A 22,672-nucleotide genomic window follows, 5' to 3' on the forward strand; every position below is an offset into this window, starting at 1 on the left:
ATCCGCGCCTTCGGCGGGGCGACTCGGTGTCAGACGAGCCACCGGAAGCGCTGCACGAGAGGCAGCTTCTTCCACATGGCGCCGAGGCCCCACGTGTCGCCGGCGTGGAGCACGGCGATCACGATCAGTGCGAGCGCATAGACGATGTGGTAGTCCACGAGGGGGTTGGTGGATGCCGCACCCCACGCGAACGGCCACTCGGCGAGGTACATCAAGAGCATGACGAGGGTTCCGGCGACCGCTGCGACGCGGAGACCGATGCCCGACATGACGGCGACTCCGATGGCCAGCATGCCCGCCATGAACAGGATGTCGGCGAGCGGGCTCGCCATGCTCTGGAACCAGGGCTGGAGCGGTCCGGTCACGGCAGGGCTGTTGAGGAAGCCCTGCGCCGGGGTGCCGCCGTTGATCCACGCCCGCTCGAACGGCGTCGAGAAGCCGAGGCCGAGCAGCTTGTCGAGGAACGCCCAGAGGAAGATGAAGCCGGTCGCGTAGCGCAGCGCAGCGAGGGTGCGGCGGCCGGTCAGCGAGGTCACGATCTCGTCCTGGCGGGCGATCGCCTGAGTGCGGGTCCGAGCCTCCGTGCGGGGGATGGCTGCGTGGACCGCGTGCGTGGTCATTTCTGTCTCCTTCGTCGTATGTGGTCTGACCACATAACTATCTCGCGAACGAGCGGTCATGGATAGGGACGAAAGTCCCAATCCGCATCCGGTGTCTCCCGCGTGTACCACCGCGCCGGACCGGGGACAATCCCCGCGCCCGTGGCCCGTCGCGGTGCTTAGGGTCGCGCCAGGAGGAGATATGACCCACATCGAGGAACTCGCACGCCGCGCACAGGAGACGGGCACCGTGATCGCCGTCGCGGAATCGCTCACCTCGGGCAACCTCGCCGCGACGATCGGCGCCGCGGAGGGCGCGGGCGATTGGTTCGCCGGCGGGGTCGTGGCTTACCGACTCGAGACGAAGCACCGGGTCCTGGACCTGGCCGAGGGCATCGATCCCTGCTCGCCGGAGTGCGCCGAGCAGCTGGCCCGGGCGGTGCGCGACCTCACGGGAGCCGACCTCGCGGTATCGGCGACCGGCGTCGGGGGTCCCGAGCCCCACGACGGGCACGAGCCGGGCACCGTCTACCTCGGGTGGAGCGACGGCGACGCCACCGGGCACGTGCTGCTCGAACTCGACGGCGAGCCCGAGCAGGTCATCGACGGCAGCGTCAACGCGGCCCTCGGGCTGCTCATCGATCGGATGCGACGCTGAGCGCGCTCGCGGCTCAGGCGGTCGACAGCGGCGGGCGGTGCGCGATGGGGATCGGCTTGGTCGCGAGGGGCGAACCGGTGCGGCGCGACGCCGCATGCCGCTCGGAGATGGCGAACGCCGCCTCGCCGATCGCGACGAAAGTCTCGGTTCCCGCGGTGCCGCACAGCCACACCACCTCGTACACGCCGTCGCGGCGTCGCTCGACGTAGGCGACGACGGCAGCGGCATCGGAGGACGGGCGAGCGGGATCGCATACCCGCCAGGCATCCTCAGCGATCTCGTCCCAGCGCAGTCCCGTGTGTTGCATGGTCCGAGCCTGCGTCACGGCCCCGGCGGAACCCCAGGGCCTTGACAGCACGACCCGCGGATGCGTCAGCCGGCCGCGGCGCGACGGATCCGTTCGAGCGTGCGCAGCGTCGCCGACGTGCGAGCCTGATCCTCGTCGGGTGCCGCCGCACCGCCGACGAGCTCCACGAAGCGCGCGACCTCGCCGTCGAGGGTGTCGACCGCGGCGTCCGAGGTCCATTCCGACGACGCACCGGACGCGTCGATGCGCGTGATCCGACGCGGGCTGGCCAGATGATCGATCAGGAGCGTCGCGGTCTCACCCTGGATCTCGCTCGGTCTGGCCGCCGTCGTGATCTTCGAGTAGCCGACGTCGACGATCAGCCCCGGGTACTCCAGCATCGCGAGGCCCGCCCCGTCGGCTCCGGTGGCGATCGTCACCGCGGACGCGGACACCCGGGCGGGCTCGCCGAACAGGAGGACGGCGGCGTGCACACCGTACACGCCGAGGTCCGCGAGCGCGCCGCCACCCATCGCGGGATCGAAGATGTTCGGAGTCTCGCCGGCGAGCACGGCGTCGTAGCGAGAGGACCGCTTGGCGTAGTGGAACGAGGCGCGGCGGAGGGTGCCGAGCGACGCGACCCGGTCGCGGACGGCGACGATGCCGGGGTCGTAGGCCGTGCGCATCGCCTCGATGAGCACCACCCCCGCACGTCGGGAGCGCGCGACGAGATCGTCCCACTCGCCGGCGGAGCCGACCGCAGGCTTCTCGACGAGCACGTGCTTGCCGGCCGCGATCGCCGCGGCGACCTGTGCCCCGTGCGCAGAGTTGGGCGAGCCGATGTAGACCGCATCGATACCGGGATCGGCGAGAGCGGCTTCCAGGCCGGCGAACGCTCCCTCGACGCCGAGGCGATCGGCATACGCCCGCGCGTTCGCGCCATCGCGCGATGACACGGCCACCACCTCGATACCGGGCGTACGGGATGCCGCACCGATGAAGGCGTCGGTGATGACGCTCGTGCCGACGGTCGCGATCCGGATCATGCCCTCCAGCCTAGGAGGGGGTGACCGGGGCTCCGGACGGAGTCAGTGGCGCCGGGTCGAGCGCAGCGTCTGCACCGCCTCGTCGAAACGAAGCGTCTGACGCAGTTCGACGGCGGCGGAGTACCAGGGTCCGCCGAGGGCCACGAACACAGCACCCACGACGTCGATGTACCCGAGGATGACCTCGCCCTCGCGCACCTCGTAGCGATCGACGTCGACGAGCTCCCACCGCACGTCCGCCTCGGCGCTGGGGGCCTCGGGCCGCCGGGTGGGCAACTGACGCAGAGCGCCCGACGTGGCCAGCCTCACCGCGCTGGGCTTGCGGGCGATCGGTGACATATCCAAGACCATGACCACTCCCGTCGCTCTGCATCGAGTGTCCCGCCCCGGATCCGCCGCACCTACCGGCTTGACAGAAGTTCACACGGGGTTTACACGGCGTCAACACGGCCTACCTAGTTCGCCTAACTAACCGGAATTAGTTAGGCAGAACCGGGCCACTACCCTCGCGTGCGTGGGAACACTCGTTTACGGAAGCCAGGGGCGGACGTTCGACATCGAGGACCGTCTGCTCGCTCATCTGCGGGTGGTCTTCATGAACAAGCTGCGTCGCAACGAGCCGTTCATGTTCCACCGCTCGACCGACAGCGGGCTGTTCAGCGTCTGGGTGCACCCGGCCGTCCCGATGGTGTTCCTCTTCAGCGGCAGCCGGCCGCCGACGATCAATCGGCACTGGGTCGAGGCCCTCATGCTCGAGGCCGGCGGCACGAACGGCCTGCGCGTGATCCCGGAGCCGGCGACCGCCGACGCCTGACGACGTCGCCTGCCTCAGCGGCACTCCTCATCGACCGCGTCCGCGATCGCGTCGAGGAGCGTCGCCAGCTTCGCCGCGGTGTCCTCGTCGAGTCCGCGCGCGATGTCGCGGACGCGGAGCGTGAGCGGGTCGATGCCCTCGACATCGGCGTTGCGGTCCGTCGGAACGACGTACTTGCTCCGGCCGTCGTCGGGATTGCGCTGGAACGCGACCAGTCCCCCGTCGTGCAGCCGCTTCAGCATCGTGGTCGCCGTCGGCGTCGAGATGCCGAGCGTCGCGGCGATGTCGGTCGGCGTGACGCGCTTGCCGGCATCCGCGCTGTCGTACACGACGCGCATCGCGGCGCGCGCGGTCTCGCTCGGACCGCAGTCGCTCTGGCGTCGCCGCGCCAGGCTGGCCTCTGCCAGGCGCAGCCGTTCGACCGCGCGTGCGACGGATTCGGGCTCGGACGCACCGGACACCATGGGACCTCCCGCAGACGTCGATGATGCGTCCACTGTAGGAGCGCCGAGATTCGGCGGTCTGCCGCTTGACTCCGCGGCCGGCCGCCCGTAAAGACGCGTCACAGACGCGGCGAGAGGTCGGGACGCGTGCGCACGCCGAACTCGTGCCGCAGCGCGCTCAGGGCCGCCCACCAGCCACCCAGCCCGTGGACGCCCGGCCCGGGGCTGGTCGACGAGGAGCACAGGTAGACGCCGCCCATCGGTGTTCGCCACGGGTCTCGTGCGAGCACGGGGCGCGCGATCAGCTGGTCGAGCGAGGGCACCCCGGCGGAGATGTCGCCGTCGGGATAGTTCAGGTTGCGGGCGGCGACCTGCCGCGCGGTCTCGGAGTGAGTGGCGACGATCGTCTCCCGGAAGCCCGGCGCGAAGCGCTCGATCTGCCGGACGATCGCCTCGGTGCGGTCGACCTCGCTGCCGGCGGGGACGTGCGTGTACGCCCACAACGTGTGGTGTCCCGCCGGAGCGCGGGTCTCATCGAACAGCGACGGCTGGGCGACCAGGACGTAGGGCGCGTCGGGCAGGCGCCCCTCCCGCACCGCATTCTCGGACGCGGCGATCTCCGCCCGCGTACCGCCGACGTGGACGGTGCCGCTGCGCGCGATCGCCGGATCACGCCAGGGCACGGGCGCCGACAAGGCGAAGTCGACCTTCGCGACGGCGTCGCCGTAGCGGAAGCGCTCGAGACGGCGGCGGTACCGGGCCGGCATCCGCTCCCCCGCCATCCCGATGAGGGCCCGCGGAGTGACGTCCAGCAGAACGGCGCGGGCGCTGGGCAGCTCGTCGAGGGAGCGGATGCGGCGCCCCGCGAACAGCTCGCCCCCGTGGGCGCGGATGTCGTCGACCATGGCCTGGACGATGGCCCCGCTGCCGCCGATCGGGATCGGCCACCCCCGCGCGTGACCGTATGTGGCCAGTGCGAGCCCGCCGCCGGCGGCGGCGAGACTGGGAAGCCCCAGGATGGTGTGAGCCGCGACCCCGGACACGAGCGCCGGGGCGGCCTGCTCGCGGAACCGCATGTTCCATGCCGGCGTCCCCTGCTCGAGCGTGCGGAGGCCGAACCAGGCCGCGGCGATCGGATCGCCGGGAACGCGCAGCAGCGATCCCCCGGTGAAGTCTGCGATGCCGCGCACGCGTTCGACGAGCGGCGCCATCAGCCGGGCATACGCGCGGCCGTCGGCACCGAGCCCCTCGGCGGTGCGGTCGAGGTCGCGGTACGCCAGCGCTGCGCCGCCGTCGAGAGGGTGCGCGTACGACACCTCAGGCACGACGAACTCGACGCGGCGGCGCAGTCCGAACTCGCGGAAGAAGGCGGATTCGAATGCGAGCGGGTGCACCGCCGAGCAGAGGTCGTGCCGGTAGCCCGGAAGCGTGATCTCGCCTGTCGCCGCGCCACCGCCGACGTGGTCCTCGGCTTCGAACACCGCGACCGAGAGCCCCGAGCGCGCCAGGGTGACGGCCGCCGCCAGCCCGTTCGGCCCGGAGCCGACGATGACGGCGTCGTAGTCCATCGTCACCGTCCTGCGCCGCCCTCCGCCAGGTGCGCGAGCCGGCGCAGCGTCTCGGCGTTGCGCACGTGCAGCGGCAGGTCGAGCAGCGGTTGCGGGATGAACGATCCCGGCCCCTCCGCAGCCACCTCCTGAATGCGCACGACGCAATCGTCGCCGCGCGGCTTGACGTCGATGGTGATGTGGGCCTCGCCGATCGGCCAGCCGCGCGCCTGCAGCACCATGCGATGCGGCGGATCGAATTCGAGCACCGATGTGCTGTCGTCGATGACGAAGGGCCAGACCCCGAACGAATGGTGCAGGCGCGACCCCTTCTGAGGCCAGGCCGGGCTGACATCGCGCATGCGCGACGCACCGACGACCCAGGCCGGGAACAGCCAGCCGTCGTTCAGGACGGCGAAGACGTCTTCGGGGGCGCAGTGCATGAGTCGGACGTTACGCGACATGACCGTCTCCTCTCCGGAGCGGAGTCACGGCTGCAGCACCACCTTGATGCAGCCGTCCTCCTTCTTCTGGAAAGTCTCGTAGAGGCCCGGCGCGTCCGCCAGCGGCGCGCGGTGGGTCGTCAGATCCATCACCCCGAGCGGGTCGGCGGGGTCCTCGACGAGGGGCAGCAGATCGTCGATCCACCGCTTGACGTTGCACTGGCCCATCCGCAGGCTCAGCTGCTTGTCGAACATCGTCTTCATCGGCATCATGTCGGCCTCGCCGGCGTACACGCCGCTGATCGATACGGTGCCGCCGCGGCGGACGATGTCGATCGACGAGTGCAGTGCGGCCAGCCGGTCGAGCCCGCCGGTCTCCATGACCTTCTGAGCCAGGGCATCGGGCAGCAGCCCCACCGCCTTGTGCACCGCCGAGACGGCGGGGTTCCCGTGGGCCTCCATGCCGACGGCATCCACCACCGCGTCCGCGCCGCGCCCGTCGGTGAGGTCACGGAGCTCCTCCACGACCGAGTCGGTCAGGTCGAAGACGTCGGCGCCGTGCCGCTCGGCCATCGCGCGGCGCTCGGCGACCGGATCGACCGCGAGCACGCGATAGCCGCGATGCACGCCGACTCGCGCGACGAACTGACCGACGGGACCGAGGCCCATGACCGCGAGAGTGCCGCCCTCGGGAACATCGGCGTACTCCACGCCCTGCCACGCCGTCGGGAGGATGTCGCTGAGGAAGAGGTACCGGTCGTCGGGGAGGTCGGCGCCGACGCGGATGTGGTTGTAGTCGGCGAGCGGAACCCGCAGATACTCCGCCTGGCCGCCCGCGACCTGGCCGTACAGCTTCGTGTAGCCGAACAGCGACGCGCCGCTGCCGTACTCGGTGACCTGCGTCGTCTCGCACTGCGACTGCAGGCCGCGGCGGCACATGAAGCAGTGCCCGCACGAGATGTTGAACGGCACGACGATGCGGTCGCCGACGGCGAGGTTCGTCACCGCCGACCCGACCTCGACGACGACACCCATCGGCTCGTGGCCGAGCACGTCGCCGCTGTCGATGAACGGTCCGAAGATCTCGTAGAGGTGCAGGTCGGACCCGCAGATGGCCGTCGAGGTGATCCGCACGATCGCGTCGGTCGGCTCGAGGATCTCCGGGTCGGGCACGGTCTCGACCGAGACTTTCCGGCGTCCCTGCCAGGTGAGGGCCTTCATCGCGCCTCCTCCGTCTCGTCGCCGTCGGCTTCGGGCGTGCCGGGGCCCGGCCCCGGCCGCACGGCGGCGGTGTCGGCGATGTCGATGCGCGTGACGCCGTCGTGTTCGCTCGTCTCGATCCGCGGCGCGGCGTCGGCCTCGGTCGATCCGCCGGCGCGCAGCAGTTCCTCGCGGCGGGCGTCTTCGTCGGTCAGGGATTCGGATGCGTCGGACATGGGCCGACCGTAAGCACGTCCGCCCCGCCGGGGCGAGGGGATGGCGAGGGCCGGACAAGCGTGGTAGCCAGAGACGACAAGCCCATCCCGGAAGGAGACCGTCGATGTCACGAGACGACGCGAAGCCCAGTCAGGCCGAAGGCGCCGACCCCGAACACCCCGACACGGGCGAAGCCCCGGAAGAGGCGACGGGACACCCCTCGCAGGCCGAGGGCGAAGACAGCTGACACGACGAAGCGGGGGCCGGCACCACTGATATGGAGCCGGCCCCCGCTTCGTTTCCGGGAGTCAGGCGCTGCGTTCGGCGACGCCGTCGAGAGCGGAGGCGAGGAGGTCCATGACCTCGGCCGCGATGGCGGCACGCTCGGGGTCGAGCTCGTCGATGACGGTCACGATCGCCCGGTGATGGGCGGCGAAGGCGGCATCCACTCGCTCGACGGCCGCGTCGGTCGGAACGAGGTAGTGCGCACGCCGGTCGGTGGGGTGCTGGACGCGTTCGACCAGCCCCTTCGAGGCCAGACGCTCGACGACGTTGGTCACGGTGGCGCTCGAGGTGGCGAGCATGACGATGAGGTCTTTGGGGCCCAGATCGCGGCCGTCGCGGTGGCCCTGGACGAGGTATCGCAAGGCCGTCAAGTCGATCGCCGACAGCTCGGATGCCCGGACGGCGAGCCCTGCTTGCACCTGCTCGGCGCGGCGCAGGCGCAGCACGGCGTCGCTCAGCCGACGGCCGACCTCCTCGCGAGGTTGATCCGCATAGAGATGAAGTCCTTCATGCAGGACGACGTTTTGAGGCATCGGGTTGCCACCTCCTCCGACAGCATCCTAGAACACTAGCTCGGCTTGACAGATTCTGTCTTTCACAGATGGTGAGATACATAGGATCTAAGAATTGACAGGAACTGTCTTGTCTGGCTAGATACTTAACGAGGGAACCAACGCTTTCCTCGCTCATCGACGATCTCAGGAGGACAGCATGGGACAGCTCCACTACGGAAACTCCGACACCCGAATCGAGATCCCGGACCGCCTGCTCGCGCACCTGAAGGTCGTCATCGCGACGAAGCTCCGGCGCAACGAGAGCTTCATGATGTCGTGGACGACCGACGAGGGCCGTTCATCGATCTGGCTGCAGCCGTCCATCCCCCTGCGCTTCGTCTTCGAAAGCGCGGACATGGAGATCCTGAACCCCGCCGCCGTCCGCGACCTGGCCAATGCCGCGACCTCGTCGGCCGGTCTGGTGGTCGCGCTCGACCAGGAGATCCCCGAGGCCCCGCAGCGCGAGCCGCGCCCGGTCACCGCCGGGGTGCCGCGACTGAAGGTCCCGGCGTAACCCGTACCGAACACTTCACGCCGTCGTCGGTCGTTCCTATAATCGGAACGTCCGGCGGCGGCGTTGCCGTCGGTGCTCGAAAAATGGGCACGAAGCGGCATCCGCGCGTGAGACACATACGGCCTCGATCACCGTTCCGTCTCGAAAGGCATCGTCATGCCCTCCGTCTCCGCGCACGTCTCCGCCACCCTCTCCCGGCACGTCTCGCACGTCTTCGGCGTGATGGGCAACGGCAACGCCCACCTGCTCGACGCCCTCGAGCGCTCCCCCGGGGTCACCTTCACCGCGCTTCGCCATGAGGCGGGCGGCGTGGTCGCCGCCGACGCCCACTATCGGGCCGGCGGAGGCCTCGCCGCCGCGACCGCGACGTACGGCGCGGGTTTCACGAACACGCTGACGCCGCTGGCCGAAGCGGCACAGGCCCGCACCCCGCTGGTCCTGGTCGTCGGCGATGCGCCCACGTCGGGACCGCGCCCCTGGGACGTCGACCAGATCGCCCTCGCCTCGGCCGTCGGGGTCCGCACCTACACGGCGGGACGGACGGATGCCGCGGCCACCACCGTCATCGCGATCGAGCACGCCCTGGCATACTCCTCGCCCGTCGTCCTCGCGATCCCCTACGACGTCGCGAAGGCCGACGCCGGCCCCCTCACCGAGACGCCCGAGCCGCGACGCGCGCCGGCGCTCGCCCCCGCCACGCCGTTCGCGACCGGAACCGTGACCCAGATCGCGCGCGCCCTCGCGAGCGCGCAGCGTCCCCTCCTCCTCGCCGGACGCGGCGCCTGGCTCGCCGGAGCGGGGCCCGCGCTCGGCGCCATCGCCGACGCCACGTCAGCGGTGACCGCGACCACCGCCCTCGGGCGCGGGCTCTTCCCGCGGGAGGAGTTCGACCTCGGGGTCACCGGCGGTTTCGGTGCCGAGGGTGCCATGTCGCTCATCCGCGAAGCGGATGTCGTGGTCGTCGTCGGCGCGTCGCTGAACCAGTTCACGATGCGGTTCGGGACCCTGTTCTCCCCCGGCACGATGGTCGCCCAGGTCGACACGGCCCCCACGGCGACGCACCCGCACGTCGGGCTCTACCTGCGCGCGGACGCGGCCCTCGCCGCCCGGGCGATCGCCGACGAGCTCACCGCGATCGGCGCTCCGGCGAGCGGCTGGCGCGAGTCGCTCGACATCGCCGCTCTGCGCGACCGCCACCCCGGCGACGCGCTCGCCCCCGACGGACGCCTCGACCCGCGGTCCGCCGCCCGCCGGATCGGAGAGCTGCTGCCGGACGACCGCGTCGTCGTGTCGGACGGCGGCCACTTCATCGGGTGGGCGAACATGTACTGGCCCGTGTCGTCGCCCGAGCGGATGATGATGGTCGGCACCGCTTACCAGTCGATCGGCCTCGGCTTCCCCTCCGTGCCCGGCGCGGCCTGCGCCCGCCCCGACGCGACGATCGTGCTGACGACGGGCGACGGCGGCGGCCTCATGGCGGTCAGCGACCTGGAGTCCGCAGTCCGGGTGGCGGGAGGCCGCGGGCTCGCGGTCGTGTGGAACGACCGCGCATACGGCGCCGAGGTGCACCTTTACGGCGCACAGGGGCTCGCGCCCGCCCCCATGCTCATCCCCGAGGTCGACTTCGCCGCGCTGTGCCGTGCGGTCGGCGGCGAGGGCGTCGTGGTGCGCACGCTCGACGATCTCGAGGCCCTCGCCCGGTGGCGCGATCGCCCCGCCGATGAGCGCCCGTTCCTCCTGCTCGACCTGCGGGTGTCGGCGACGATCCGCGCCCCGTACCAGGAGGAGATCCTGCGGGTGAACTCCTAGCGCGACCTCCTAGCGCGGCAGGAGGGCTCCCGCGAAGAAGGCGGCGAGCTCGTCCGTCGCCGTCAGCGGCAGCACAGCCGCGACGTACTGGTCGGGGCGGACGACCACGACGACCCCGTCGCGCGAGAGCCCGCGCTCCTCGAAGATGTCGGAATCGTGCCACGCGCTCGGTGCCGCGGCGTACACCTTCTCCCAGTCCGCCAGACCGAGCGGCCCGGTACGGGGGCGGAAGATCTCGGGCACGAGCGGCAGCTCGATCTCGTCATACCGCTGCTGGTACACGACCTTGACGTCGAACACCGCGTCGACGTCGGCGCCCGCGGGGGTGTGCACGGACACCGGCGACGCGCGCGACGCGAGCCACCGCGCGAGGTCGCCGAGAGCGGACGGCGCGCCCGGCAACGGGGCGTCGGCGAACGCGTAGATGCGCCACCGCCCGTCGGCGCGGGCATGGTGACCGAGGTGCACGGCGTTGCCGTCGGCGACGCGCGCGACCTCGACCGACGCGAATCGCATGCCGATCGGGAAGCCCGAAGCGAGGTCCTGGTGCGTGTCGTCCGCGACGATCTCCGACGGGTCGTACCGGGTGCGGAAGCCGGAGGGGAACTCCGCCGTCGCGAGGTAGTGGGTCGCGAGATCCTGCGGGTCGGTGATCTCCTCGGGCTTGCGCGCCATGAGGGCCGACCACTCCCGGTCGAAGTCGATCAGCTGCTGCGCGACGGGGCGTCGTTCCGCCCCGTACGTCGACAGCAGCGAGGGCGCCGCCAGACCCGTCAGGACGTGGCCGAGCTTCCACCCGAGGTTGAAGCCGTCCTGCATCGAGACGTTCATCCCCTGCCCGGCCTTCGCGCTGTGGGTGTGGCAGGCGTCGCCGGTGAGGAACACGCGCGGCGCACGCGGGGCACCCGCCGGGACGTCGTCGAAGCCGTCGGTGACGCGGTGCCCGACCTCGTAGACGCTGTGCCAGGCGACTTCCTTCACGTCGATCGAGTAGGGGTGCAGGATCGCGTTGGCGCGCCGGATGATCTCGTCGATCGGGGTCTGCCGCACGCGGTGATCGTCGTCGGGGGCGACCTCGCCGAGGTCGATGTACATGCGGCTGAGGTAGCCGCCCTCGCGCGGGATGTGCAGGATGTTGCCCGCCGCGGAGTTGATCGCGCACTTGATGCGCCAGTCGGGGAAGTCGGTGTTCACCAGCACGTCCATGACACCCCAGGCGTGCGCCGAGACCGCGCCGACGTGGACCCGGCCGATCGCGTCGCGCACGCGGCTGCGCGCGCCGTCGCACCCCGCGACGTACTTCGCGCGGATCGTGCGCTCCTCCCCCGCCCGGGCTCCGGCGACATGGCGCACCCGCACCTCGACGGGGAACTCGCCCTCGTCGCCGACGGTCAGTCCGAGGAACTCGACGCCGTAGTCGGGCACGACGCGCCCCGGTCCCTGCGCCGCGGCCTCGGCGAAGTAGTCGAGCACGCGCGCCTGGTTGACGATCAGGTGCGGGAACTCGCTCATCCGCAGCGCGTAGTCCTCCGTGCGCATGGTGCGCACGATGCGCGCCGGATCGTCGGGGTCGGGCGCCCAGAAGTTCATCCAGCCGATGTTGTAGGCCTCGGCGATGATCCGCTCGGCGAACCCGAACGCCTGGAAGGTCTCGACGCTCCGCGGCTGGATGCCGTCGGCCTGCCCCAGCTCGAGTCGCCCCTCGCGACGCTCGATCAACCTCACGTCGACATCGGGGAACTGCGACAGCTGCGCCGCCAGCAGCATCCCCGCCGGTCCCGAGCCGACGATGAGGACGTCGGTCTGGTCGGGCAGCTCGGCGGGGCGGTGCAGCCCGCGACCGGCTGCCGGCTGCACCCGCGGATCTCCCGAGACGTAGCCGTGATGATGGAACTGCATCGTGCCCTCCTCGCGGCTGCGTTCAGCGCCGGCCGGTGCCGACGATCGGACTCACCGACTGCTCGGCCTCGTGGTCGGGGTCGAGCGGGATGCCGCTGCGGTCGCGCAGCAGCAGCGTCGCGGCGAGCCCGAGCACCGTCATCCCGGCCAGATACCAGGTCACCGACATGGTCGATCCCGTCGCCTGCACGAGCGCGGTGGCGATCGTCGGCGCGAACGCGCCGCCGAGGATGGCGCCGATGGCGTACGAGATCGAGACGCCCGAGAACCGGATGGATGCCGGGAAGAGCTCGGCGTACAGCGCGGCCTGCGGGCCGTACGTCAGGCCCAGGCCGATCGTCAGGATCGCCAGCCCGGCGAAGAGGAGGCCGATGCTTCCGGTGTTCACGAGCGGGAAGAGAGCGAACACGCCCGCGAGCTGGAGGATCCAGCCGGCGATGTAGGTCGTGCGACGCCCGATGCGGTCGGAGAGGAACCCGGCGATGAGCGTCGTGACGAGCCAGGTGACCGCCGAGCCGGCGACAGCCCAGAGGACCGGTTCGCGGTCGAACCCGAGCGGTCCGTCGGGGTTGGTGGCGTAGTTCTGGATGTAGCCGCCGGTGGTCATGTAGCCGACGGCGTTGTTCCCCGCGAAGACGAACGCGGCGATGATCACGAGAGCGGCGTGCTTGCGGAAGAGCTGCACGATCGGCATGTGGGCCTTCTCGCGCCGCTCGGCGAGCTCGGTGAACACGGGGCTCTCCTCGACGCGGCGACGCACGTACCAGCCGACGAGGATGAGCACGACGCTCAGGAGGAACGGGACCCGCCAGCCCCAGGCCAGGAACGCCTCGCCGGGAGCGATCATGGCCATGAGCGCCATCACGCCGGACGCGAGGAGGAGACCGAGCGGCACGCCGATCTGCGGCGACGCGCCGAACGCGCCACGGCGCGTCTTCGGGGCGTGCTCGACGGCCATGAGCACGGCACCGCCCCATTCGCCGCCGGCCGAGATTCCCTGGACGATGCGCAGCAGCACGAGGATGACCGGCGCGGCGAGGCCGATCGTCTCGTAGGTCGGCAGGAGGCCGATCAATGCCGTCGCGACGCCCATGAGGATGAGCGTCCACATCAGCACGAGCTTGCGTCCCAGCCGGTCGCCGAGATGGCCGGCGAGGAAGGCGCCGAGGGGCCGGAAGAGGAAGCTCACCCCGACGGTGGCGAAACCGATCAACGCGCTGTTGGCGCCGAGCGGAGCGAAGAAGAGCTGGCCGAAGACCAGCCCGACCGCCGTGGCGTAGATGAAGAAGTCGTACCACTCGACCGTCGTCCCGACGACGGTGGCGAAGACCACGCGGCGGCGGTCGGCGGCGGTGGCGATGGTCCCGGTCGGGGTGAAGCCGCTGCGTGCGGCCGGACCGGGGGTGGATGTGGGGGTGCTCATCTTCGTGCTCCCGAGGTGTCGACGACGTTGTCTGCAGACGTTGTTCTGCTGGCGATGATCATATACGATTTCGAATATGAGACAAGAGCGAGGAAGCTCCGGTCGACCGGGCAAGATCATCGCGGTTCACCTGAGCTATGCATCCCGGGCCGCGCAGCGCGGGCGCACGCCCGCCGCCCCCTCGTACTTCCTGAAGGCGTCGAGCTCGATCGCCGGGACCGGCGACACGGTCGAACGCCCGGCGGGCACCGAGCTGCTGGCGTTCGAGGGCGAGATCGCGCTCGTCATCGGGCGCGACGCGCACCGGGTCGGCCTCGCCGAGGCCTGGGACCACGTCGCCGCCGTCACCGCGGCCAACGACCTCGGCGTCTACGACCTGCGCGCCGCCGACAAGGGATCGAACCTCCGGTCGAAGAGCCGTGACGGCTTCACTCCCCTCGGCCCCGAACTCATCGACGCCCGGACCGTCGACCCGCACCGGCTCCGCGTCCGCACCTGGGTCAACGGCGACCTCGTGCAGGACGACACCACCGGCGGCCTGCTGTTCCCGCTGGCGCAGATCGTCGCCGACCTCTCGCAGCACCTGACCCTCGAGACCGGCGACGTCATCCTGACCGGCACGCCGGCCGGATCGTCGGTCATCGTCCCCGGCGACGTCGTCGAGGTCGAGGTCGACGCGCTCGACACCGGCGCCACGTCGGGACGACTCGTGACGACCGTCGTCGCCGACGCGGGCGCCGCGTTCGATCCCGCGCTCGGCTCGCTTCCCGCGGTCGACGACATCCAGCGCGAGGAGGCGTGGGGATCGCGGGAAGCTGCCGGGCTGCCGGACGAGCCGGCATCCGGCCTCACCGACGATCTCCGGGCCAAGCTCGAGCGCGTACCCGTCGCGGCACTGTCGCAGCAACTGCGCAAGCGCGGGCTCGACGACGTGACGATCGACGGCGTGCGGCCGATGCACCCCGCCAGCAAGCTCGTCGGAACCGCCGCCACGCTGCGATTCGTCCCATTCCGCGCCGACCTCTTCGCCCGGCACGGGGGCGGCTTCAACGCGCAGAAGCAGGCGTTCGACGCGGTCTCGCCCGGCGAGGTCATCGTCATCGAGGCGCGCGGCGAGACGGGCTCGGGCACCCTCGGCGACATCCTGGCCCTGCGCGCCCGTACCCGGGGAGCGGCCGGCGTCGTCACCGACGGCGGCGTGCGCGACTACGCCGCCGTCGCCGAGATCGGGCTCCCCGTCTACACCGCGGGCGCGCATCCGGCCGTCCTCGGGCGCAAGCACGTGCCGTGGGAGGCGGGCGGAACCATCGCCTGCGGCGGCGCGACCGTCCAGCCCGGAGACGTCATCGTGGGCGACGCCGACGGGGTCATCGTCATCCCGCCGTCTCTCGTCGCCGAGGTCGTCGATGCGGCCCTCGCCCAGGAGGACGAGGACGCCTGGATCGCCGCGCGCGTCGCGGAGGGCGCCTCGGTCGACGGACTGTTCCCGATGAACGCGGCCTGGCGCGCCCGGTACGAAGGCGAGCGCGGCGCATGACATCGCCGACGCCTCCCCTGCCCGAGACGCAGAGCAAGTCGCAGCGCGCGTATCACTGGATCCGCGAGCGCATCGCCGAGCAGGAGTTCACCCCGGGCTACCGGCTCGTGCTCGGCACGATCGCGGGCGAGCTCGACATGAGCGTCGTGCCGGTGCGCGAGGCGATCCGCCAGCTCGAGGCCGAGGGCCTCGTGACGTTCGAGCGCAACATCGGCGCCCGCGTGGCGATGGTCGACGACTCGCAGTACCGCTTCAGCATGCAGGCACTGTCGATCCTCGAGGGCGCCGCGACCGCACTCGCCGCGCGTGCTCTCGACGTCGACGACATCCGACGGGCGCGCGAGATCAACGAGCTGATGACGGAGTCGCTCGACCACTTCGATCCGCGCTCGTTCACCCGCCTGAACCAGGAGTTCCATGCCGCGCTGTTCGAACGATGCGCGAACCCCCGGATGCTCGAGCTCGTGCAGGCCGAATGGGCACGGCTCGGTCACCTGCGCGACTCGACCTTCAGCTTCGTCCCGGGTCGCGCGCAGGAGTCGGTGCGGGAGCACGAGCACATCCTCGCGCTGATCGAACGAGGGGCGCCCCTCACCGAGATCGAGCACGCCGCGCGGCGACACCGCTCGGCCACCCTCGACGCCTACATGACCCACGAGCACCCCGATCAGGCGCTCGGCCTGCCCAACTTCTGACCGCCCCCCCTGCTGCAAGGACGCACGAGATGACCGACACGACGCTCACCGCCCCCCACACGCCCGCGGACCTGCCCGGTGCCATTCGTCACTACATCGACGGGTCGCTCGTCGACTCGGTCGACGGCGCGACCTTCGACGTGCTCGATCCCGTCACCGGACGCGTGTACCTGCAGGCGGCCGCCGGCAAGAAGGCCGACGTCGATGCGGCCGTCGCGGCAGCCCGCCGCGCCTTCACCGAGGGGCCGTGGCCGCGGATGCTCCCGCGCGAACGCTCGCGCGTGCTGCACCGCATCGCCGACCTGGTCGAGTCTCGCGACGCCCGCCTCGCCGAGCTCGAGTCGTTCGACTCCGGACTCCCCATCACGCAGGCGCTCGGGCAGGCCCGGCGCGCGGCCGAGAACTTCCGGTTCTTCGCCGACCTGATCGTCGCCCAGGCCGACGACACGTACAAGGTGCCCGGCCGTCAGATCAACTACGTCAACCGCAAGCCCATCGGCGTCGCGGGGCTCATCACGCCGTGGAACACCCCGTTCATGCTCGAGTCGTGGAAGCTCGCCCCGGCACTCGCCACCGGCAACACGGTCGTGCTGAAGCCCGCCGAGTTCACGCCCCTGTCCGCGTCGCTGTGGGCGGGCATCTTCGAGGAGGCGGGACTGCCGCCGGGGGTGTTCAACCTCGTCAACGGCCTCGGCGAGGACGCGGGCGACGCGCTCGTGAAGCACCCCGACGTGCCGCTCATCTCGTTCACGGGCGAGAGCTCGACGGGTCAGCTGATCTTCGCCAACGCCGCACCGCACCTCAAGGGGCTGTCTATGGAGCTGGGAGGGAAGAGCCCGGCGATCGTCTTCGCCGACGCGGATCTGGACGCCGCGATCGACGCCACGATCTTCGGGGTGTTCTCGCTCAACGGCGAGCGCTGCACGGCGGGCAGCCGCATCCTGGTCGAGCGCTCGGTGTACGACGAGTTCGTCGAGCGCTACGCCGCGCAGGCCGAGCGGGTGCGCGTCGGCTACCCCCACGACCCGGCCACCGAGGTCGGCGCGCTCGTGCACCCCGAGCACTTCGAGAAGGTGATGTCGTACGTCGAGCTCGGAAAGAGCGAGGGCCGGCTCGTCGCCGGCGGCGGACGGCCGGAGGGGTTCGAGACCGGCACCTTCGTCGCACCGACCGTGTTCGCCGACGTCGCCCCGACCGCGCGGATCTTCCAGGAGGAGATCTTCGGCCCGGTCGTCGCCATCACCCCGTTCGACACGGATGCCGAGGCCCTGGACCTCGCCAACGACACGAAGTACGGGCTCGCCGCCTACGTCTGGACCAACGACCTGAAGCGGGCGCACAACTTCTCGCAGGCCGTGGAGGCGGGAATGGTGTGGCTCAACTCCAACAACGTGCGCGACCTCCGCACCCCGTTCGGCGGCGTCAAGGCGTCCGGTCTCGGCCACGAGGGCGGCTACCGGTCGATCGACTTCTACACGCACCAGCAGGCGGTGCACATCACCCTCGGCGCGGTCCACAACCCGACCTTCGGCAAGAGCTGAACCGCAGCCCGCAACCGCCGCACCCACCCCGACATCGAGAGCAAGGACGCTGTCATGACCCACCGCGACCAGATGACCCGGACCTCCTCGGGCTACTTCGTCAGCCAGGAGGCGCCGATCACCTGCGCCGACCCGATCCCGACGCCGACGGCTCCGGCTCCCGACATCCTCCGCTGCGCGTACATGGAGCTGGTCGTCACCGACCTCGCCGCCTCGCGCGAGTTCTACGTCGACGTGCTCGGGCTCTACGTCACCGAGGAGGACGACGAGGCGATCTACCTCCGCTCGACCGAGGAGTTCATCCACCACAACCTGATCCTGCGCCAGGGGCCGGTCGCCGCCGTCGCGGTGTTCTCGTACCGCGTCCGGTCGGCCGACGACCTCGACCGCGCCGTCGCGTTCTACACCGAGCTCGGATGCCGGGTCGAGCGGCGCCCGGAGGGATTCGTGCGCGGCATCGGCGACTCGGTCCGCGTCGAGGATCCCCTCGGCTTCCCGTACGAGTTCTTCTTCCAGACCGAGCACGTCGAGCGCCTCTCGTGGCGGTACGACCTGCACACGCCCGGCGAGCTCGTGCGTCTCGATCACTTCAACCAGGTGACCCCGGACGTCCCGCGCGCCGTGCAGTTCATGCAGTCGCTCGGGTTCCGGGTGACCGAGGACATCCAGGACGACGCAGGCACGGTGTACGCGGCGTGGATGCGGCGGAAGCCGACCGTCCACGACACCGCGATGACCGGCGGCGACGGCCCCCGCATGCACCACGTGGCCTTCGCGACGCACGAGAAGCACAACATCCTCGCGATCTGCGACAAGCTCGGCGCGCTGCGCCGCTCCGACGCGATCGAGCGGGGGCCGGGGCGCCACGGCGTCTCGAACGCGTTCTACCTCTACCTGCGCGATCCCGACGGACACCGCGTCGAGATCTACACGCAGGACTACTACACCGGCGACCCCGACAATCCCGTCATCACGTGGGACGTGCACGACAACCAGCGCCGGGACTGGTGGGGCAACCCCGTCGTGCCCTCCTGGTACACCGAGGCCTCCCTCGTCCTCGACCTCGACGGGAAGCCCCAGCCGCTGCGCGCCCGCACCGACGACTCCGAGATGGCCGTCACGATCGGCGCCGACGGGTTCTCGTACACCCGGCCGGGCGACGATGGGCTGCCCGAGTACAAGCAGGGCGAGTACAAGCTCGGCAACCAGCTCTGATCTGCAACCAGCTCTGAGAGGACGCTCATGCTCTCCCCCGACGACATCGCCGCCATCGCGGACGAACTGGCCGAGGCCGATCGCACGCACGGCGTCATCCCGCGCATCACGGCGCGGTACCCCGGCGCCACCGTCGAGGACTCGTACGCCATCCAGGGCGTGTGGCGCGACCGGATGATCGCCTCGGGCCGCCGGCTCGTGGGACGCAAGATCGGCCTGACCTCGAAAGCGATGCAGCAGGCGACCGGGATCACCGAGCCCGACTACGGCGTCATGTTCGACGACACGGTCTACGGCTCCGGCGCCGAGATCGCCACCGAGCGGTTCTCGAACGTGCGCGTCGAGGTCGAGCTCGCCTTCGCGCTCGCCCGCCCCCTCGCCGGGCCGGGCTGCACGCTCGACGACGCGCTCGACGCGATCGACTATGCCGTCCCGGCCCTCGAGATCCTCAACTCGCACATCGAGCTCGAGGGGCGCACGATCGTCGACACGATCGCCGACAACGCCGCCTACGGCGCGATGGTGCTCGGCACCGAGCGGCGACGCGCCGACGAGATCGACCTGCGGTGGGTGCCGGCGCTCCTTTCGCGCAACGGCGAGATCGAGGAGACCGGGGTCGCCGCGGGTGTTCTCGGACACCCCGCCGCGGGGGTGGCCTGGCTCGCCAACAAGGTGTCGCAGCACGGCGCGCGCCTGGAGGCGGGCGAGCTGATCCTCGCCGGGTCGTTCACGCGGCCGATGTGGGTGTCGCGCGGCGACGAGGTCCGCTGCGACTATGGCCCGATGGGAGTGATCGCATGCCGTTTCGTCTGACACCGACCTTCCGCGACGCCCTCGCTCACGCGGACCGCCCCCTCGCGGGCATGTGGGTGTGCTCCGGGTCGCCGCTGGTCGCCGAGATCTGCGCCGGTGCGGGACTCGACTGGCTGCTCATCGATATGGAGCACTCCCCCAACGGCCTGGAGTCTGTGCTCGCCCAGCTGCAGGCTGCCGCGGCGACACCGGTCACGACGATGGTGCGGATTCCGACCGCCGATCCGGTCGTCATCAAGCAGGTGCTCGACCTCGGCGCGCAGAACCTGCTCGTGCCGATGGTGTCGTCGGTCGCCGAGGCCGAGGCGGTCGTGCGCGCGGTGCACTATCCGCCGCGCGGCATCCGGGGCGTCGGTTCCGCCCTCGCCCGTTCGGCCCGCTGGAACCGCGTCGACGACTACCTGGCCGATGCCGAGCAGCACGTGTCGCTCGTCGTGCAGATCGAGACCGCCGCGGGGGTCGACGCCGCCGCGGGCATCGCTGCCGTCGACGGGATCGACGGCGTCTTCGTCGGCCCGAGCGATCTCGCCGCCTCGATGGGGCTGCTCGGACAGCAGACGCACCCGGATGTCGTCGCCGCCGTCCGTCGCGTCTTCTCCGACGCCCGATCCGCGGGCACACCGGTGGGCGTGAACGCCTTCGACCCCGCGCTCGCCCGCGACTACGCCGACGCCGGCGCGGACTTCCTGCTCGTCGGAGCCGACGTCGCGCTGCTGGCGCGCGGGTCGGAAGCGCTCGCGACGGCGTGGGTGCCCGAGGCCGACCGCACGACCCGCGCCGGATACTGACGCGATACACCCGTCGGACCGCCGAGGCTGGTGAGACTTCTCACACGGTGCGAGTTGATTCCAGCCCCACCTGTCCGACGGATGTATCGGGGCACAGGCGCGGGTGGGACGATGGGAGCATGACGCAGACGCATCTCATCACGGGCGCGGGCTCGGGCATCGGCCTCGCGATCGCGCGCCGGCTCGCCGACCGCGGCGACCGGCTCGTGCTCCTCGGCCGCAACGACGCCCGCGCGACCGAGCTCGCGGACCTCTTCCCGAACGCCGTCGGCGTCGCTGCGGACCTGCGCGAGCCCGCCGACCTCGCCGGCGCGCTCGCTGATCGCCTGCCGGAGGCGATCGACACCGTCGTCCACGGCGCGGGAGTCGTCGAACTGGGGCCCGTCGCCGACCTGCCCGTCACCGCGTGGAGCGATCAGCTCACGGTCAACCTCATCGCCGCCGCTGAGCTCACCCGGCTCGCCCTGCCCGCCGTGCGGGCTGCGCGCGGCCAGATCCTCTTCGTCAACTCCGGCGCGGGCCTCACCGCGCACCCGTCCTGGAGCGCCTACGCGGCCTCGAAGCACGGGCTCAAGGCCCTCGCCGACGCCCTCCGAGGCGAGGAAGGGCCAAACGGCGTCCGCGTGACGACGGTCTACCCGGGCCGGACCGCCACGCCGATGCAGGCGGAGGTCCACCGCCAGGAGGGCCGCGACTACGACCCCGCCGCGTTCATCGACCCCGAGTCGGTGGCGTCGACGGTGCTCGCGGCGCTCGACCTTCCGCGCGACGCCCTCGTCCCCGACGTGTCCGTGCGCCCCGGCCCGCGGTGACGACGACGTGGCCGGCTCCGACCTCCCTCCCGGGCGACACCTCGCACTGACCTGGGGCATCGCCGTTCCCTACGGGGGCATGACGACCGCCCTGCTCGACCGCAGCCGCCTCTTCGCCGAGGCCGGAACACCGGTCGACGTCCTCACCCTCGACGACCGCGCCTTCCCGCTGCCGCCGATCCCCGGAGTCGGCGCCGGCACCTCGGTGACCATCCGCAACCTCTACGACTGGCCGCGCTCGAACGAGGTCGCGGCCCGCTCGGGGCCGCCCGACGCCCCGGCGCCGCTCGACCCCGAGGACGACGGCGTCATCTCCGACGCGGCCGGCGGCGTGGTCCTCCGGCGGCTCCGGCTGGGCGCGAACGGCAAGCCGGTCGACGTCGACCACCTCCGGCCCGACGGCACGATCGCCCTGTCGGAGCGGCGCGTGGGCACGCGCGGCCGCATCCTTCTGGCGCGCGACGCCGGCGGCCGGCCGATCCGGGCCTGGCGCCGGCGCTACGACTTCTACGCCGACTGGCTCGACCACCTCGTGGGCGACGACGAGGCGTTCCTGATCGTCGACAGCAAGACCGTCGCCCCGTTCGCGGCAGGCTACCGCCGTCGTCGCGTGACCACCGTCCATGTCGTACACGGCTCTCACCGCGGCCCCACGCCCGGCTCGGTGCGGGCGTCGCGCCAGGCGGTGTTCTCCCGGCTCGCCGACTTCGACGCGGTCGCCTTCGCGACCGAGGCTCAGGCCGCCGACGTCCGCGACATCGTGGGCCCCCGCCCGTTCCTCACGAGCATCGCCCACCCGGTCTCCGCCGTCGACGAGTCCGCTCTGCCGCCGGAGTCCGAGCGCGCCGGAGCCGTCGTCATCGCCCGCCTCGAGCCCATCAAGCGCGTGGAGGATGCCGTCGCCGCGATGCGCCTCGTCCACGACTCCGACAGCCCCGAGGTCCGGCTCGACGTCTTCGGCACGGGATCGCGTGCCGACGAGCTCGCCGCCCTGTCCGCGGACGATGACGCGATCCGCTTCCACGGCCACACCGACGACCCGGCCACGGCCATGGCCGCCGCGAGCCTCCTTCTGCTCACCAGTAGATCCGAGGCGTTCGGTCTCGTCCTGCTCGAAGCGATGGCCGCGGGCTGCCTCCCCATCGCGTACGACATCGCCTACGGACCGGCCGAGCTCATCCGCGACGGCGAGAACGGCTGGCTCGTCCCCGACGGCGACGTCGAGGCGCTCGCCGGCGCGGTGCGCGCCGCGGCGGGGCTCGATCCCGCCCGGCGAGCCGCGATGCGACGGAACGCGCGGACGACCGCATCCTCGTACAGCGACGCCCGTATCCGACACCGCTGGGCGAGCGTCCTGCGGACGGCGCGGCGCCGGCGGCGCATCCGCGGCGGGCAGCGCCGGTTGTCGGCCACGGTGCGCCGCCTGGCCGGGGGCCTGCGACGCCGCCTGCGACCGAAGCACGGTTGACCCCCGCCGTTAGCTCGCGCTCCATCAGCTCGTCAAGGGCCACTCGCAACGGCGAACGGGTGATGCA

General features: G+C 71.3%; 25 protein-coding genes. 13 read left to right on the plus strand and 12 right to left on the minus strand.

The annotated features are described in order from the left end of the window. Positions 1-29 precede the first annotated feature (29 nt). Positions 30-620, minus strand: coding sequence for a DoxX family protein (locus tag CI089_RS15475; protein ID WP_218823045.1), 591 nt, complete (start codon positions 618-620; stop codon positions 30-32). Positions 621-801: 181 nt separating this feature from the next. Between CI089_RS15475 and CI089_RS15480 the strand changes: the two genes are divergently transcribed. Beyond that, the gene (locus CI089_RS15480; RefSeq protein ID WP_094262310.1) at positions 802-1,257 is read left to right on the plus strand and encodes a CinA family protein; all 456 of its coding nucleotides are present in this window, start codon (positions 802-804) and stop codon (positions 1,255-1,257) included. Positions 1,258-1,270: 13 nt separating this feature from the next. Here CI089_RS15480 and CI089_RS15485 read toward each other — a convergent pair whose 3' ends face one another. The 3 genes from CI089_RS15485 to CI089_RS15495 form a co-directional block, all read right to left on the minus strand. Next, on the minus strand, positions 1,271-1,564 hold the full coding sequence (locus CI089_RS15485) for a hypothetical protein (protein WP_094262311.1): 294 nt from the start codon (positions 1,562-1,564) through the stop codon (positions 1,271-1,273). Positions 1,565-1,629: 65 nt separating this feature from the next. Continuing rightward, complete coding sequence (locus CI089_RS15490; RefSeq protein ID WP_094262312.1) at positions 1,630-2,589, minus strand: Gfo/Idh/MocA family protein; 960 nt, start codon at positions 2,587-2,589, stop codon at positions 1,630-1,632. Positions 2,590-2,631: 42 nt separating this feature from the next. After that, positions 2,632-2,928, minus strand: coding sequence for a hypothetical protein (locus tag CI089_RS15495; RefSeq protein WP_052007611.1), 297 nt, complete (start codon positions 2,926-2,928; stop codon positions 2,632-2,634). 175 nt (positions 2,929-3,103) lie between these two features. Here CI089_RS15495 and CI089_RS15500 point away from each other — a divergent pair, with 175 nt between their 5' ends. Beyond that, a complete protein-coding gene (locus CI089_RS15500; RefSeq protein WP_094262313.1) occupies positions 3,104-3,403 on the plus strand; it encodes a DUF7882 family protein in 300 nt (99 codons plus the stop codon). Between the two features lie 14 nt (positions 3,404-3,417). On the opposite strand, the gene CI089_RS15505 is transcribed toward CI089_RS15500, so the two are convergent. From CI089_RS15505 to CI089_RS15525, 5 genes are all read right to left on the minus strand, one after another. Beyond that, on the minus strand, positions 3,418-3,867 hold the full coding sequence (locus tag CI089_RS15505; RefSeq protein ID WP_094262314.1) for a MarR family winged helix-turn-helix transcriptional regulator: 450 nt from the start codon (positions 3,865-3,867) through the stop codon (positions 3,418-3,420). 98 nt (positions 3,868-3,965) lie between these two features. Then, on the minus strand, positions 3,966-5,414 hold the full coding sequence (locus tag CI089_RS15510) for a phytoene desaturase family protein (RefSeq protein WP_094262315.1): 1,449 nt from the start codon (positions 5,412-5,414) through the stop codon (positions 3,966-3,968). Between the two features lie 2 nt (positions 5,415-5,416). After that, entirely contained in the window at positions 5,417-5,857 is a 441-nt protein-coding gene (locus CI089_RS15515) for an SRPBCC family protein (protein ID WP_094262316.1), read from the minus strand. Between the two features lie 24 nt (positions 5,858-5,881). After that, a complete protein-coding gene (locus CI089_RS15520) occupies positions 5,882-7,057 on the minus strand; it encodes a zinc-dependent alcohol dehydrogenase (protein ID WP_094262317.1) in 1,176 nt (391 codons plus the stop codon). Continuing rightward, on the minus strand, positions 7,054-7,272 hold the full coding sequence (locus tag CI089_RS15525; protein ID WP_094262318.1) for a multidrug transporter: 219 nt from the start codon (positions 7,270-7,272) through the stop codon (positions 7,054-7,056). The genes CI089_RS15520 and CI089_RS15525 overlap by 4 nt, the downstream gene beginning before the upstream one ends. Positions 7,273-7,376: 104 nt before the next feature. Here CI089_RS15525 and CI089_RS16675 point away from each other — a divergent pair, with 104 nt between their 5' ends. Beyond that, positions 7,377-7,499, plus strand: coding sequence for a hypothetical protein (locus CI089_RS16675; protein WP_023952386.1), 123 nt, complete (start codon positions 7,377-7,379; stop codon positions 7,497-7,499). Positions 7,500-7,560: 61 nt separating this feature from the next. Here CI089_RS16675 and CI089_RS15530 read toward each other — a convergent pair whose 3' ends face one another. Beyond that, positions 7,561-8,070 carry a MarR family winged helix-turn-helix transcriptional regulator gene (locus CI089_RS15530; RefSeq protein WP_094262319.1) on the minus strand — a complete coding sequence of 170 codons (510 nt, stop codon included), beginning with the start codon at positions 8,068-8,070 and terminating at the stop codon, positions 7,561-7,563. Positions 8,071-8,248: 178 nt separating this feature from the next. On the opposite strand from CI089_RS15530, the gene CI089_RS15535 reads away from it, so the two are divergent. Beyond that, positions 8,249-8,605 (plus strand): DUF7882 family protein, encoded by a 357-nt coding sequence (locus tag CI089_RS15535; RefSeq protein WP_094262320.1) that lies wholly within the window; start codon positions 8,249-8,251, stop codon positions 8,603-8,605. 156 nt (positions 8,606-8,761) lie between these two features. Next, positions 8,762-10,414, plus strand: a complete 1,653-nt coding sequence (locus tag CI089_RS15540) for a thiamine pyrophosphate-binding protein (RefSeq protein WP_094262321.1) — start codon at positions 8,762-8,764, stop codon at positions 10,412-10,414. A 9-nt stretch (positions 10,415-10,423) separates the two neighbouring features. On the opposite strand, the gene CI089_RS15545 is transcribed toward CI089_RS15540, so the two are convergent. Then, the gene (locus CI089_RS15545) at positions 10,424-12,313 is read right to left on the minus strand and encodes an FAD-dependent monooxygenase (RefSeq protein ID WP_094262322.1); all 1,890 of its coding nucleotides are present in this window, start codon (positions 12,311-12,313) and stop codon (positions 10,424-10,426) included. A 22-nt stretch (positions 12,314-12,335) separates the two neighbouring features. Beyond that, positions 12,336-13,736, minus strand: a complete 1,401-nt coding sequence (locus tag CI089_RS15550; RefSeq protein WP_094262323.1) for an MFS transporter — start codon at positions 13,734-13,736, stop codon at positions 12,336-12,338. Positions 13,737-13,812: 76 nt separating this feature from the next. Between CI089_RS15550 and CI089_RS15555 the strand changes: the two genes are divergently transcribed. The 8 genes from CI089_RS15555 to CI089_RS15590 all read left to right on the plus strand — a co-directional run bounded on the left by CI089_RS15555 (position 13,813) and on the right by CI089_RS15590 (position 22,605). Beyond that, on the plus strand, positions 13,813-15,273 hold the full coding sequence (locus tag CI089_RS15555) for a fumarylacetoacetate hydrolase family protein (RefSeq protein WP_094262324.1): 1,461 nt from the start codon (positions 13,813-13,815) through the stop codon (positions 15,271-15,273). Beyond that, positions 15,270-15,968, plus strand: coding sequence for a GntR family transcriptional regulator (locus tag CI089_RS15560; RefSeq protein WP_094262325.1), 699 nt, complete (start codon positions 15,270-15,272; stop codon positions 15,966-15,968). The genes CI089_RS15555 and CI089_RS15560 overlap by 4 nt, the downstream gene beginning before the upstream one ends. 29 nt (positions 15,969-15,997) lie before the next feature. Further along, on the plus strand, positions 15,998-17,509 hold the full coding sequence (gene hpaE, locus CI089_RS15565; protein WP_094262326.1) for a 5-carboxymethyl-2-hydroxymuconate semialdehyde dehydrogenase: 1,512 nt from the start codon (positions 15,998-16,000) through the stop codon (positions 17,507-17,509). Between the two features lie 54 nt (positions 17,510-17,563). After that, positions 17,564-18,724, plus strand: a complete 1,161-nt coding sequence (hpaD, locus tag CI089_RS15570; RefSeq protein WP_094262327.1) for a 3,4-dihydroxyphenylacetate 2,3-dioxygenase — start codon at positions 17,564-17,566, stop codon at positions 18,722-18,724. Positions 18,725-18,751: 27 nt separating this feature from the next. Next, positions 18,752-19,537, plus strand: coding sequence for a 2-keto-4-pentenoate hydratase (locus CI089_RS15575; RefSeq protein WP_094262328.1), 786 nt, complete (start codon positions 18,752-18,754; stop codon positions 19,535-19,537). Then, entirely contained in the window at positions 19,522-20,325 is an 804-nt protein-coding gene (locus CI089_RS15580; protein WP_094262329.1) for an HpcH/HpaI aldolase family protein, read from the plus strand. The genes CI089_RS15575 and CI089_RS15580 overlap by 16 nt, the downstream gene beginning before the upstream one ends. Positions 20,326-20,444: 119 nt before the next feature. Beyond that, positions 20,445-21,137 carry an SDR family oxidoreductase gene (locus tag CI089_RS15585; protein ID WP_094262330.1) on the plus strand — a complete coding sequence of 231 codons (693 nt, stop codon included), beginning with the start codon at positions 20,445-20,447 and terminating at the stop codon, positions 21,135-21,137. Positions 21,138-21,216: 79 nt separating this feature from the next. After that, a complete protein-coding gene (locus CI089_RS15590) occupies positions 21,217-22,605 on the plus strand; it encodes a glycosyltransferase (RefSeq protein WP_143739019.1) in 1,389 nt (462 codons plus the stop codon). The last annotated feature ends 67 nt before the right edge of the window (positions 22,606-22,672 follow it).

It is taken from the genome of Microbacterium sp. Yaish 1 (genome assembly GCF_002245215.1).
Taxonomy (GTDB): domain Bacteria; phylum Actinomycetota; class Actinomycetes; order Actinomycetales; family Microbacteriaceae; genus Microbacterium.

What these genes read in the sequence shown, in the direction of transcription:
- CI089_RS15560 (WP_094262325.1), top strand. Translation starts at nt 15,270, where the DNA reads ATGACATCGCCGACGCCTCCCCTGCCCGAGACGCAGAGCAAGTCGCAG.
- CI089_RS15515 (WP_094262316.1), bottom strand. Translation starts at nt 5,857, where the DNA reads ATGTCGCGTAACGTCCGACTCATGCACTGCGCCCCCGAAGACGTCTTC.
- hpaE (WP_094262326.1), top strand. Translation starts at nt 15,998, where the DNA reads ATGACCGACACGACGCTCACCGCCCCCCACACGCCCGCGGACCTGCCC.
- CI089_RS15490 (WP_094262312.1), bottom strand. Translation starts at nt 2,589, where the DNA reads ATGATCCGGATCGCGACCGTCGGCACGAGCGTCATCACCGACGCCTTC.
- CI089_RS15530 (WP_094262319.1), bottom strand. Translation starts at nt 8,070, where the DNA reads ATGCCTCAAAACGTCGTCCTGCATGAAGGACTTCATCTCTATGCGGAT.
- CI089_RS15585 (WP_094262330.1), top strand. Translation starts at nt 20,445, where the DNA reads ATGACGCAGACGCATCTCATCACGGGCGCGGGCTCGGGCATCGGCCTC.
- CI089_RS15555 (WP_094262324.1), top strand. Translation starts at nt 13,813, where the DNA reads ATGAGACAAGAGCGAGGAAGCTCCGGTCGACCGGGCAAGATCATCGCG.
- CI089_RS15495 (WP_052007611.1), bottom strand. Translation starts at nt 2,928, where the DNA reads ATGTCACCGATCGCCCGCAAGCCCAGCGCGGTGAGGCTGGCCACGTCG.
- CI089_RS15575 (WP_094262328.1), top strand. Translation starts at nt 18,752, where the DNA reads ATGCTCTCCCCCGACGACATCGCCGCCATCGCGGACGAACTGGCCGAG.
- CI089_RS16675 (WP_023952386.1), top strand. Translation starts at nt 7,377, where the DNA reads ATGTCACGAGACGACGCGAAGCCCAGTCAGGCCGAAGGCGCCGACCCC.
- CI089_RS15580 (WP_094262329.1), top strand. Translation starts at nt 19,522, where the DNA reads ATGCCGTTTCGTCTGACACCGACCTTCCGCGACGCCCTCGCTCACGCG.
- CI089_RS15520 (WP_094262317.1), bottom strand. Translation starts at nt 7,057, where the DNA reads ATGAAGGCCCTCACCTGGCAGGGACGCCGGAAAGTCTCGGTCGAGACC.
- CI089_RS15590 (WP_143739019.1), top strand. Translation starts at nt 21,217, where the DNA reads ATGACGACCGCCCTGCTCGACCGCAGCCGCCTCTTCGCCGAGGCCGGA.
- hpaD (WP_094262327.1), top strand. Translation starts at nt 17,564, where the DNA reads ATGACCCACCGCGACCAGATGACCCGGACCTCCTCGGGCTACTTCGTC.
- CI089_RS15525 (WP_094262318.1), bottom strand. Translation starts at nt 7,272, where the DNA reads ATGTCCGACGCATCCGAATCCCTGACCGACGAAGACGCCCGCCGCGAG.
- CI089_RS15510 (WP_094262315.1), bottom strand. Translation starts at nt 5,414, where the DNA reads ATGGACTACGACGCCGTCATCGTCGGCTCCGGGCCGAACGGGCTGGCG.
- CI089_RS15485 (WP_094262311.1), bottom strand. Translation starts at nt 1,564, where the DNA reads ATGCAACACACGGGACTGCGCTGGGACGAGATCGCTGAGGATGCCTGG.
- CI089_RS15475 (WP_218823045.1), bottom strand. Translation starts at nt 620, where the DNA reads ATGACCACGCACGCGGTCCACGCAGCCATCCCCCGCACGGAGGCTCGG.
- CI089_RS15545 (WP_094262322.1), bottom strand. Translation starts at nt 12,313, where the DNA reads ATGCAGTTCCATCATCACGGCTACGTCTCGGGAGATCCGCGGGTGCAG.
- CI089_RS15505 (WP_094262314.1), bottom strand. Translation starts at nt 3,867, where the DNA reads ATGGTGTCCGGTGCGTCCGAGCCCGAATCCGTCGCACGCGCGGTCGAA.
- CI089_RS15540 (WP_094262321.1), top strand. Translation starts at nt 8,762, where the DNA reads ATGCCCTCCGTCTCCGCGCACGTCTCCGCCACCCTCTCCCGGCACGTC.
- CI089_RS15535 (WP_094262320.1), top strand. Translation starts at nt 8,249, where the DNA reads ATGGGACAGCTCCACTACGGAAACTCCGACACCCGAATCGAGATCCCG.
- CI089_RS15480 (WP_094262310.1), top strand. Translation starts at nt 802, where the DNA reads ATGACCCACATCGAGGAACTCGCACGCCGCGCACAGGAGACGGGCACC.
- CI089_RS15550 (WP_094262323.1), bottom strand. Translation starts at nt 13,736, where the DNA reads ATGAGCACCCCCACATCCACCCCCGGTCCGGCCGCACGCAGCGGCTTC.